The sequence below is a fragment of the Serratia sp. CoH_134_PS_4 genome (assembly GCF_058190535.1).
The window spans coordinates 96,654-108,748 of record NZ_JBXWKI010000017.1; the positions used below are offsets into that span (position 1 = coordinate 96,654).

General features: G+C 54.6%; 9 protein-coding genes and 1 rRNA gene. 5 read left to right on the forward strand and 5 right to left on the reverse strand.

All coding sequences use genetic code 11. The features are described from left to right. Nucleotides 1-130 precede the first annotated feature (130 nt). From iclR to AC2FCQ_RS21695, 5 genes are all read left to right on the forward strand, one after another. Nucleotides 131-961: a glyoxylate bypass operon transcriptional repressor IclR gene (iclR, locus tag AC2FCQ_RS21675; RefSeq protein WP_209636954.1), complete on the forward strand. Its 831-nt coding sequence runs from the start codon at nucleotides 131-133 to the stop codon at nucleotides 959-961. Between the two features lie 244 nt (nucleotides 962-1,205). Next, nucleotides 1,206-1,745 (forward strand): gluconokinase, encoded by a 540-nt coding sequence (gene gntK / locus AC2FCQ_RS21680; protein ID WP_209636952.1) that lies wholly within the window; start codon nucleotides 1,206-1,208, stop codon nucleotides 1,743-1,745. Next, nucleotides 1,742-3,079 (forward strand): gluconate transporter, encoded by a 1,338-nt coding sequence (gntU, locus tag AC2FCQ_RS21685; protein ID WP_265556926.1) that lies wholly within the window; start codon nucleotides 1,742-1,744, stop codon nucleotides 3,077-3,079. The genes gntK and gntU overlap by 4 nt, the downstream gene beginning before the upstream one ends. Before the next feature lie 103 nt (nucleotides 3,080-3,182). Then, nucleotides 3,183-4,997 (forward strand): phosphogluconate dehydratase, encoded by a 1,815-nt coding sequence (gene edd, locus AC2FCQ_RS21690; protein WP_209636949.1) that lies wholly within the window; start codon nucleotides 3,183-3,185, stop codon nucleotides 4,995-4,997. Nucleotides 4,998-5,052: 55 nt separating this feature from the next. Continuing rightward, nucleotides 5,053-5,694 (forward strand): bifunctional 4-hydroxy-2-oxoglutarate aldolase/2-dehydro-3-deoxy-phosphogluconate aldolase, encoded by a 642-nt coding sequence (locus AC2FCQ_RS21695; RefSeq protein ID WP_209636947.1) that lies wholly within the window; start codon nucleotides 5,053-5,055, stop codon nucleotides 5,692-5,694. Between the two features lie 31 nt (nucleotides 5,695-5,725). Here the strand turns inward: AC2FCQ_RS21695 and aceK are convergent, their stop codons facing one another. The 5 genes from aceK to rrf all read right to left on the reverse strand — a co-directional run. Beyond that, nucleotides 5,726-7,480 (reverse strand): bifunctional isocitrate dehydrogenase kinase/phosphatase, encoded by a 1,755-nt coding sequence (aceK, locus tag AC2FCQ_RS21700; protein ID WP_490307754.1) that lies wholly within the window; start codon nucleotides 7,478-7,480, stop codon nucleotides 5,726-5,728. 70 nt (nucleotides 7,481-7,550) lie between these two features. After that, the gene (gene aceA / locus AC2FCQ_RS21705) at nucleotides 7,551-8,858 is read right to left on the reverse strand and encodes an isocitrate lyase (RefSeq protein ID WP_265556923.1); all 1,308 of its coding nucleotides are present in this window, start codon (nucleotides 8,856-8,858) and stop codon (nucleotides 7,551-7,553) included. A gap of 46 nt (nucleotides 8,859-8,904) precedes the next feature. Then, the gene (gene aceB / locus AC2FCQ_RS21710) at nucleotides 8,905-10,503 is read right to left on the reverse strand and encodes a malate synthase A (protein ID WP_490307753.1); all 1,599 of its coding nucleotides are present in this window, start codon (nucleotides 10,501-10,503) and stop codon (nucleotides 8,905-8,907) included. Between the two features lie 386 nt (nucleotides 10,504-10,889). Beyond that, on the reverse strand, nucleotides 10,890-11,819 hold the full coding sequence (gene metA / locus AC2FCQ_RS21715) for a homoserine O-acetyltransferase MetA (protein WP_209636939.1): 930 nt from the start codon (nucleotides 11,817-11,819) through the stop codon (nucleotides 10,890-10,892). A gap of 196 nt (nucleotides 11,820-12,015) precedes the next feature. Beyond that, nucleotides 12,016-12,095, reverse strand: a 5S ribosomal RNA gene (gene rrf / locus AC2FCQ_RS21720); the annotation flags it as partial.

Below are 12,095 nucleotides of genomic sequence, written 5' to 3' on the forward strand. Positions count from 1 at the left end.
AAAGTGGCGCACGGCAATTGAGAGTTTTTCAGGTTGCCGGGTAACAGATCCGATGAGCAGATTGACGACTTGCAATTCATACGCAAAAAACGAAAATGAATTCCATCATACGGAAAAAGGAATGTGGATTATGGTCACCCCTGCTCCCGCCAAGCGTGGCAAAAAGCCCCGTGCTGCATCCCCGAGCGCCAGTGCGGCAACCGGCCAGGTGCAGTCGTTAACCCGTGGCCTGAAGTTATTGGAATACATTGCTGAAGCTCAGGGCAACGTCGCGTTGACCGATCTGGCTCAACAAGCCGGGTTACCCAACTCTACGACCCATCGGTTGCTCACCACCATGCAACAGCAAGGATTTGTACGGCAGGTCGGTGATTTAGGCCTGTGGACCCTCGGTTCTCATGCCTTTGTCGTTGGCAGCAGCTTCTTGCAGAGCCGCAATCTCTTGGCCATGGTACACCCAACGCTACGCCGCCTGATGGAAGAGTCCGGCGAAACCGTCAACCTGGCCGTGCTGGATACCAGTGAGTACCAGGCGATTATTATCGATCAGGTTCAATGCACCGCGCTGATGCGTATGTCCGCGCCGATCGGCGGAAAACTGCCAATGCACGCTTCCGGTGCCGGCAAAGCCTTTCTTTCTACCCTGCCGGATGAGCAGGTCACCCAACTGCTGCATAAGAAAGGTATGCAAACCTATACTCAGCACACCCTGACACCGCACAACCTGAAGGAAGGGTTGGCGCAAATCCGCAAACAAGGCTTTTCGTTTGACGACGAAGAACATGCACTCGGCCTACGTTGCGTGGCAGCCTGCATCTTCGATGAACATCGCGAGGCCTTTGCCGCTATCTCTATTTCCGGTCCGGTGTCACGCATCACCGACAACCGGGTGATCGAGCTGGGCGCATTGGTGATCCACGCAGCAAAAGAAATCAGCCTGGAGTATGGTGGCGTACGTTAAGCCTCAATCCCGGCACTGGGCGCAAACTCTGCGCCCATGATTTTCTCGTTGTTGTCAGCATGTAAAACACTGCCCCAATCCTGTTTCTCTCGCCCAGTAAAAACTTGAAGCCGATCACAGTTAACGATCCTGCCTGTTAAAGGCGATTGCAACTGGCGAAACTTCCTCCGACAATGTTACCGATAACATGTTACCGGTAACAATAAGCGCGCGGTAACGCCACGTGTCGTTTTGGAGCTAAGCCATGACCAATAATCAAAACCGTATTTACGTCATTATGGGCGTTTCCGGCAGCGGTAAGTCCGCCGTGGCCGCCGCCGCCGCCCGACAGCTGTCTGCCGGGTTCCTCGACGGTGATTTTCTGCACCCCCGCAGCAACATCCTAAAAATGGCCGCTGGCGAACCACTCAACGATGACGACCGTGCCCCCTGGCTGGCCGCACTCAACGACGCCGCTTTCGCCATGCAACGCACGAATAATGTTTCGGTTATCGTCTGTTCAGCGCTGAAAAAACACTACCGCGATCGCCTGCGCGCCGGTAATGGCAATTTGTCGTTCATCTACTTGCACGGTGATTTCCCGGTTATCGAAGCCCGTCTGGCGGCCCGTAATGGCCACTTCTTTAAACCACAGATGCTGGTGACACAGTTTGCCGCGCTGGAACAGCCGGGGGCCGACGAGAGCGACGTCATGTCCGTCGACATCAACCAACCCCTGGAAGGCGTTATCGCCGATACCCTGAAGCACATTCAGAGCTTCCTGCCACAGGACGTCTGCGCGTGAATACTGTAACGCTGGTCGGTACTGCAGTCGGCTCGGTTCTTTTACTGCTGTTTTTGGTGATGAAGGCACGCATGCACGCCTTCGTCGCGTTAATGCTGGTGTCTATTGCCGCAGGTATTTTCTCCGGCATGCCGCTGGACCGCATCGCCGATACCATGCAGAAAGGTATGGGCGATACGCTGGGCTTCCTGGCTATTGTCGTCGCGTTGGGCGCGATGTTCGGTAAGATACTGCATGAAGTCGGTGCGCTCGATCAAATTGCGGCACATTTGCTGAAACGTTTCGGCCAAAGTAAAGCCCATTACGCACTCGGCATTGCCGGATTGATCTGTGCCCTGCCGCTGTTTTTTGACGTAGCCGTGGTGCTACTGATCGGCATCGTGTTTGCCGTAGCGCGCCGCACCGACGGCAACATCGTTAAGCTGGCCATTCCCCTGTTTGCCGGCGTCGCCGCCGCTGCGTCATTCTTGCTGCCGGGGCCGGTACCGATGCTGCTGGCCTCACAAATGAAGGCCGACTTCGGCTGGATGATTGCCATCGGCCTGGTCGCCGCCGTCCTCGGCATGCTGATTGCAGGCCCATTATACGGCAGCTTTATCAGCCGTTACGTTAACTGGTCAATGCCGAAGGATGAAAACGAGCCGACGCTGAACACCGCCAACCTGCCGTCATTTGGCCTTAGTCTGGCGTTGGTTCTCTGCCCACTGGTGTTGGTCGGTATGAAGACCATTGGTGCCCGTCTGGTAACGCCAGGCTCACAGTTACAACAGTGGCTGGAGTTTATTGGCCACCCGTTTACGGCCATTTTGATCGCCTGCCTGATTGTGATTTACGGCCTGGCAAAACCGCGCGGCATGACCAACGAACAAACGCTGGCCATCTGCTCTGCGGCGGTGCAGCCTGCCGGGATTATCCTGCTGATGACGGGCGCTGGTGGCGTCTTCAAACAAATTTTGGTGGATTCCGGCGTTGGCCCTGCCTTGGGTGACGCCATGATCGGCACCGGCTTGCCGATCGCCGTGGCCGCTTTCGCGCTGTCCGCCATGGTACGCGTCATTCAAGGATCTGCTACCGTAGCCTGTTTGACCACTGTCGGCCTGGTGCTACCGGTAACCAGCCAATTGGGCCTCGGCGGCGGGCAACTGGCCGCGTTGGCTATCTGTATTGCCGGCGGGTCCATCGTACTCAGCCACGTCAACGATGCCGGTTTCTGGTTGTTCGGTAAATTTACCGGCGCCAATGAGCTGCAAACGCTGAAAACCTGGACGGTGATGGAAACCATTCTGGGTAGCGTGGGTGGCATCATCGGCATGATTGCTTTCACGCTGTTTTAAATACCCACAACATCGCCCCCGGCCTTTGCACACCAGGGCTGCAATTCCACACCGGGGGCACCGCCACAGACGGCATATATAACAATAGCCATGTGAGGAAGGTATGATCAATCCAATCCTGTCCCGTGTCACACAACGCATTATCGACCGTTCTAAACAGAGCCGCACCGCCTACCTGGCACGCATTGATGCAGCTCGCTCACACACCGTACACCGCGCACAACTGGCCTGCGGCAACCTGGCGCACGGCTTCGCTGCCTGCCAACCGGATGACAAAACCGCGCTGAAAAATATGGTGCGCAGCGATATCGCCATCATCACCGCCTATAACGATATGCTGTCCGCCCACCAGCCTTACGAAAACTATCCGCAACGGCTAAAGCAGGCATTGCATGCGGTAGGCGCGGTTGGTCAGGTGGCCGGTGGTGTTCCGGCAATGTGCGACGGTGTGACCCAGGGTCAGGATGGTATGGAGCTGTCGCTGATGAGCCGTGACGTGATCGCCATGTCCTCCGCCATCGGCCTGTCACACAATATGTTCGACGGCGCGTTGTTCCTCGGTATTTGCGACAAAATCGTGCCAGGCTTGGTGATGTCTGCCCTGTCCTTTGGTCATTTACCGTCGCTGTTTGTGCCAGCCGGCCCGATGAGCAGCGGCTTGCCGAACAAAGAGAAAGTGCGCGTACGCCAACTTTACGCCGAAGGCAAAGCCGATCGCCTGGCGTTGCTGGAGGCCGAGGCAGCGTCTTATCATGGCATCGGCACCTGTACCTTCTACGGCACCGCCAATACCAACCAAATGGTCATGGAAGTGATGGGTCTGCACCTGCCAGGAGCCTCCTTTGTTCATCCGGATACGCCACTGCGCAATGCACTCACCGATGCCGCTGCGCGTCAGGTGACCCGCCTGACCGAAACCGCAGGCAACTACCTGCCAATTGGCCAACTGGTGGATGAAAAAGTGGTGGTGAACGGCATTATTGCGCTACTGGCCACCGGCGGCTCTACCAACCTGACCATGCATATGGTGGCGATGGCTCGCGCCGCCGGCATTATCATTAACTGGGATGACTTCTCCGAGTTGTCAGACGCCGTGCCGCTGCTGTGCCGCATCTATCCGAATGGCCCGGCGGACATCAACCAATTCCAAGCCGCAGGCGGCGTCGCACTGGTGGTGCGCGAGCTGCTTAAGCACGGCCTGCTGCACGAGGATGTACACACCGTTGCCGGCTTTGGTCTACAGCGTTACACCCAAGAACCGTGGCTGGATAACGGCCAGTTGGCCTGGCGTGAAGGCGTGGATCATTCACTCGATACCCAAGTGATCGCCAGCATCGCCGAGCCTTTTGAACACCACGGCGGCACCAAGGTATTGGCCGGCAACCTTGGCCGAGCCGTCATGAAAACCTCGGCGGTCCCGGCAGACAACCAGATTATCGAAGCGCCGGCAGTCGTCTTTGAAAGCCAACATGACATCGTACCGGCGTTTGAGGCTGGCAAGTTGGATCGCGATTGCGTGGTGGTTGTCCGCTTCCAGGGGCCACAGGCCAATGGTATGCCCGAGTTGCACAAACTTATGCCGCCGCTTGGCGTGCTGATGGACCGCGGATTTAAAGTCGCGCTGGTCACCGATGGCCGCCTGTCCGGCGCTTCCGGCAAAGTCCCTTCTGCCATCCACGTGACCCCGGAAGCCTACACCGGCGGCATGCTCGCCAAGGTGCAAAACGGCGACGTGATCCGCGTGAACGGCCGCACCGGCGAATTGGCATTATTGGTCGATGCCGACATTTTGGCTAAGCGCGCCCCTTATCAGCCTGACCTGAGTGCGGAACATATCGGCTGTGGCCGTGAACTGTTCGGTGCCTTACGCAGCCAGCTTTCCGGTGCTGAACAAGGCGCCTGCTGCATTAAATTTTAACCCGTCGCATGGCCGTGTAGCCCAACGGCGGCGGTCAAACTGGAGAAAACCGTTAATGAACAATTGGAAAACAAGCGCAGAGCAGATCCTGATGTCAGGCCCAGTGGTACCGGTGATTGTCATCAACAAACTGGAGCACGCGGTGCCGTTGGCAAAAGCCCTGGTTGCCGGTGGCGTACGTGTATTGGAAGTGACGCTGCGCACCGCTTGCGCGATGGATGCGATTCGCGCCATTGCCAAAGAAGTACCAGACGCAATTATCGGGGCCGGTACCGTCATTAACGCGCAGCAGCTGCAGGAAGTGACCGACGCTGGCGCGCAGTTTGCCATCAGCCCGGGACTGACCGCCGATTTGCTGAAGGCAGCTACCGCGGGTTCGATCCCGTTAATTCCCGGCATCTGCACCGTCTCGGAACTGATGTTGGGCATGGACCACGGCCTGCGTGAGTTTAAATTCTTCCCGGCAGAAGCCAACGGGGGCGTAAAAGCACTGCAGGCGATCGGCGGCCCATTCCCACAGGTGCGCTTCTGTCCAACCGGCGGCATTTCACCGAGTAACTACCGTGACTACCTGGCGCTGAAAAGCGTGCTGTGCATCGGCGGTTCCTGGCTGGTGCCGGCAGATGCCTTAGAAAAAGGCGACTACGCACGCATCACCGAATTGGCACGTGCCGCCGTTGCAGGTGCGAAAGCCTAATCGTATCGGGCGCGGTATACCAACCGCGCCCTTAGGCCGTTGCCGATGTCGCGGGCAACGCCACACCGCTGCGTTGGCTGAAACGTCGTTTTTTGCGGTAAGCAAAGACGTCTTCCACATGGCCATCGCGAATACGTTGCTGTAGCCCGCGCCAATAGTTGGCCTCAAACAGATCGCTGTGCATCTCTTCAAACACCTGCCGGATACGGCGGTCGCCACACAGGAAATGCCTGAACTCCTCTGGAAACACATCATTCGGCGACACGCTATACCATGGCTCGTTAGCCAGCTCATCTTCCGGGTAACGCGGCGGCGGTATATCGCGGAAATTCACCTCAGTCATATAGCAAATCTCATCATAGTCATAGAACACCACCCGTCCGTGTCGGGTCACGCCGAAGTTCTTGAACAGCATATCGCCGGGAAAAATATTGGCGGCGGCCAATTGCTTGATCGCATTACCGTATTCTTCAATTGCGTCGCGCATCTGTTGCTCATTGGCCTGCTCAAGATACAAATTCAGCGGCGTCATGCGTCGTTCCATGTACAGGTGTTTGATCACGATGCGATCGCCCAGATCCTCCAGCTTGTCCGGCACTTCTCGTTGTAATTCGGCCAAGAGCTCCGGACTGAGACGCGCCTTGTCGACGATAAAATTTTCGTATTCCTGGGTATCGGCCATGCGCCCGACGCGGTCGTGCTCTTTTACCAACTGATAGCAGGCCATGACCTGTGCCTGCGTGACCTCTTTTTGCGGCGCGAACTCGTCTTTGATCACCTTGAACACCCGATCAAACGACGGCAGGGTAAACACCAGCATCACCATACCTTTGACCCCAGGGGCAATAATGAACTGCTCTTGAGAACCCGCCATAAACGTCAGGTATTCGCGGTAACATTCTGTTTTTCCGTGTTTCTGGCAGCCGATGGCCATATACAGCTCGGCGGTCGTCTTACTCGGCAAGATCTCGCGCAACCATTCGACCATGGCGGCTGGCAGGGGGGCGTACACCATGAAATACGACCGGGCAAAACCAAACACGATGCTGGCTTCCGCCTTGCTGGTCAGGCAGGTATCGATAAACAATGCGCCGGAATCACTGTGATGAATCGGCAGCAGGAAAGGATAGACCCTGTCTGCCACACGCAGCTTCCCGACCAGCCACGCCGCCTTGTTACGATAAAACAACTCATTGGCAATCTGGAACGTTGCACCAGCCAATTGCTGTGCACTGAAGTTCTGCTGCAACGCGAGCGTAATGTAATCAATATCGCGCGATACGTTTTCCCACGGCAGTCGCAAAGGCAAATCGGTCAGCAGGGTATATAACATCTCCGACAGATCGCCATTGGCGGTGAAATCCCGTGAGAGCGGGCGCGGGATATCACGAAAGCGCCCTTCCGGCTGAGAACTGAACACAAACAGCTTTTCCGGCGTCAGATCTCGGTGCCTGAATAAACGGCAGTAGACTGAATTGAAGAAGCTTTCGGCAATCTCAAAGCGCGGGTACTCCGGCAGCAGATCGGTATATACCGCTTTCACCCGACTTGGGAAATCCGCGTCAAAATACTTTTGCCCGGTGATGCATTTCAACTGCTCCACCACCAGACCCACATGATGGTCATACAGGTGGATACGCTTTTTCATCGCCAGCTGCACCGCCGGCCAATCAGCCCGTTCAAAACGCTGCTGCGCACCGGCAGTCACTTCCAGGAAGCGGCCATATTGTGCATCAAAGCCCTGTAGGATCGTCTGTGCGATCAACAGCTCCAGTTTTGCCGCCATCCTTACCTCCCGCCAGGAAACAGAGCCTGCATAAGCAGGCTCTGGGGTACCTATTATCAGCGTGACTGCATCAGAACTGCTGCTCTTCCGTCGAACCGGTCAATGCCGTTACCGAAGAAGCTCCGCCCTGAATAATGGTGGTCACCTTGTCGAAGTAACCGGTGCCCACTTCCTGTTGGTGTGAAGCAAAGGTATAACCGCGAGCCACGGCATCGAACTCCGGCTGCTGGACTTTCTCGACGTAGTGCTTCATGCCCTCGCCCTGTGCATAAGCGTGTGCCAGGTCAAACATGTTGAACCACATGCTGTGGATGCCCGCCAGCGTGATGAATTGGTACTTGTAGCCCATCGCCGACAGCTCCTGCTGGAAACGGGCGATAGTCTGATCGTCCAGATTCTTTTTCCAGTTGAATGACGGTGAACAGTTGTACGCCAACAGCTTTCCTGGGAATTTGGCATGAATTGCATCGGCAAAACGCTTGGCTGCCTCCAAATCCGGGGTCGAGGTTTCGCACCACACCAGATCAGCGTAGGGGCAGTACGCCAGACCACGGCTGATCGCTTGCTCAATGCCTGCATGGGTGCGGAAGAAGCCTTCGGCGGTGCGTTCGCCGGACACGAACTCGCTGTCGTAAGGATCGCAGTCGGAGGTCAGCAAATCTGCGGCATCCGCATCAGTACGTGCGATGACCAGCGTCGGTACGCCGAGTACGTCTGCCGCCAAACGGGCAGCAACCAGTTTTTGGATCGCTTCCTGGGTTGGCACCAGCACTTTGCCGCCCATATGACCGCACTTCTTCACCGCGGCCAGTTGATCTTCAAAGTGAACCCCGGCAGCACCGGCTTCAATCATTGCTTTCATCAATTCAAAAGCATTCAGCACGCCACCAAAACCGGCTTCGGCATCGGCAACAATCGGCAGGAAATAGTCGGTGTAACCTTTGCTGCCCGGCTCAATTTTATTGGCCCACTGAATCTGATCCGCGCGGCGGAAGGTATTGTTGATCCGCTCAACCACTGCCGGGACAGAATCAACAGGATAGAGCGATTGGTCCGGGTACATTGCAGACGCGGTATTGGCATCCGCCGCCACCTGCCAGCCAGACAGGTAGATTGCCTCAATACCCGCCTTGGCCTGTTGCAGCGCCTGGCCGCCCGTCAACGCGCCCAGGCTGTTGACATAACCCTTGCGTGATTTACCGTGCAGTAGCTCCCACAGCTTGGCGGCACCGTTTTGCGCCAGTGTACAAGCCGGGTTAACCGAACCACGCAGATTAATGACATCTTCTGCACTGTACGGACGGGTGATACCTTCCCAGCGGGCCGTTTTCCATTCCTGTTCCAGTTGTTGAATCTGTTGAGCACGAGAGGTAGACATAATTTTATCCTTTTCAATAATGTAGGGTTAATGGTCAGGAACAGATTTAGGCCAGGAGCTCATAGCCAGGTAACGTCAGGAAATCGATCAGCTCATCCGAAATCGTGATTGTCTCCATCAGGCGTGCGGCCTCGGTAAAACGCCCATGGCTAAAACGTTGCTCACCGAGTTCTTCTTGGATAACGAGAACTTCTTCGGCCAGCATCTGACGGAACAGTGCTTTAGTGACTAATTGCCCATTGCTGAGAGATTTTTCATGATGGATCCACTGCCAGATTGAGGTACGGGAAATTTCCGCCGTTGCCGCATCCTCCATCAGGCCGTAAATCGGTACGCAACCATTGCCAGAGATCCAAGCTTCGATGTATTGCACCGCCACGCGGATATTGGCGCGCATGCCCGCTTCGGTTCGTTCACCCTCACAGGGTTCCAGCAACTGTGCAGCACTGATCGGCGCATCATTTTCACGCAGCACTTCCAATTGGTTACGGCGTTCGCCGAGCACCCGGCTGAACACGTCCATAACGGTATCTGCCAGCCCTGGATGCGCTACCCAGGTGCCATCATGGCCGTTATTGGCCTCCAGCTCTTTATCCGCCTGTACCTTATTCAACACCCAGGCATTCTTCTCGGCGTCTTTACTTGGGATAAACGCCGCCATGCCGCCCATCGCGAAAGCACCGCGCTTGTGGCAAGTCTTGATCAGCAACCGGGAATAGGCGCTGAGGAATGATTTGTCCATGGTGACCGACTGACGATCCGGCAATACCCGGTCAGCATGATTTTTCAACGTTTTGATATAGCTGAAGATGTAATCCCAGCGGCCACAGTTCAGCCCAACAATATGATCTCGCAGGTGATACAGGATCTCGTCCATTTGGAACACCGCGGGCAAGGTTTCGATCAGCACCGTCGCCTTAATGGTGCCACGCGGCAGATCAAAACGATCTTCGGTAAAGCTGAAGACCTCACTCCACCAAGCCGCTTCCTGCCAAGACTGGGTTTTTGGCAGATAGAAATAAGGGCCGCTGCCTTTGGCCAGCAATTGACGATAGTTGTGGAAGAAATACAGCGCGAAGTCGAACAGGCCACCGGGTATGGCTTCCCCCTGCCACAGCACATGTTTTTCCGGCAGGTGTAAACCACGCACTCGGGCAATCAAGACCGCAGGGTTAGGCTTCAGCTGATAAATTTTTCCAGCGTCGTTGGTATAAGAGATGGTGCCGTTCACCGCGTCATGAAGATTGATTTGGCCGTCGATCACTTTGTCCCAGCTTGGCGCCAGTGAGTCTTCAAAGTCCGCCATAAATACCTTCACATTGGCATTCAGGGCGTTGATTACCATCTTGCGTTCAACCGGACCGGTGATCTCGACCCGACGGTCGCGCAGATCCTCGGGTATACCGCGGATCTTCCACTCGCCATTACGAATGGAATCAGTTTCCGAAATGAAACTAGGGAGTTCGCCTTGATCGATCTTTTGTTGCCAGCAGGCGCGCGCAGCCAAAAGCTTGTTGCGCTGTGGAGTAAACTTACTCACCAGTTCCGCCAGGAATTCGACCGCGTCATCCGTCAACACCTGCCGCTCAGCAGCGCCAAAACCCTGCGTAAACGTTAACTCCGTGCCTACTATCTGTTGCGTCATTGTCTTGCTCCTTCCCATCATTGCGCACCGTTGCTGTAAGCCAAGACGGCGCATCTTCATCAGAAATCAGTACGGATCAGGACGAATAAAAGGATCCTCAACTGGTCAGATGTCTTCTTTCTGGATCTAAGAATACTCAACTATAAATAAAAATCAAAAACGATTTCCATTTTATTATTAAATATTTTATTAACCTTTTATTATCAATCGGTTAATAAAAACAACAACAATACTGAGTAAGGAAACCGGTTCCATTAATGTAGAAAGCATGGGTTAATTGCTTGTTATAGAATGGTTTTTTCTGGAATTGGGAGGATATAAAGGAAGATTTTTTGGGTAGGCATGACGTCGGCGGCCTCGATTCAGCCGCCGATAAGGAAGAAGTGTTACTCGAGGGTCGGGTTCATATGACGCAGATCGTACGGGGTGATCTGGTAAACATAGTAGTTGAGCCAGTTAGTGAACAACAGGTGTCCATGGCTGCGCCAAGAGGCTTTTGGTGTGAGTTCGGGGTTATCGTCAGGGAAGTAATTCAGTGGCACAACAGGATCAAGACCGGCTTCGTTATCACGACAATACTCGCCAGCCAGCGTTAAAGCATCATATTCCGGATGACCGGTTACAAATGCCAGTCGTTTATCCTTGCTGGCAAATAAGTAAGCCCCGGTTTGCTCCGACTCTGCCAAGATATCCAGATCCGTGTACTGACGAATAATTTCCGTCGGGAAATCCGCATAGCGTGAATGCGGTGCCAGGAAGGTGTCATCAAAGCCACGGGTCAGCAGCGCATGTTGTTGCAGTGTTTGATGCTGATAAACACCAGAGAGCTTTACCTCTCTCGTCATCTTCGGGATACCGTACAGAATATTCAATGCGGCCTGGACTGCCCAACACACGAACAATGTGGACGTCACATGGTTCTTTGCCCAATCGATAACCCGTTCAATCTGGGGCCAATAGGCCACGTCACAAAAATCAACCAGTCCTAACGGGGCCCCCGTCACTATCAGACCATCAAAGTTCTCATCCTGAATGTCTTCAAAATCACAGTAAAAATTGTTCAGATGCTCGGCAGGCGTGTTCTTCGATTCACGGCTGTCGACACGTAACAACTGAATGTCAATTTGCAGCGAAGAGTTGGAAAGCAGGCGTAAAAACTGATTTTCCGTCTCGATTTTCTTTGGCATCAGGTTAAGGATCAGCACTTTCAACGGCCTGATTTCCTGGTTTTTTGCCCGTGAGGATGTCATCACAAAGACATTCTCATTGCGCAAGAAACTAACCGCAGGTAACTCATCAGGAACACGAATCGGCATTGCTTAATCCTCACACATCCGTTTAAACGTTTAGACTTCTAGATGCCCGAAGATAACGCTTTTTTAGCACAAAGTCGAGTCTTCAACGGGAAGGTGAAAATGTTTCATTGCATGGGAAGAGGCGGGGAAACGTATATTTTTGGTTGATACAAAGCAAAAAGGCCATCCTTGCGGATGGCCTCTTGGCTTAATTGATGCTTGGCAGTGTCCTACTCTCGCATGGGGAGACCCCACACTACCATCGGCGCTACGGCGTTTCACTTCTGAGTTCGGCAT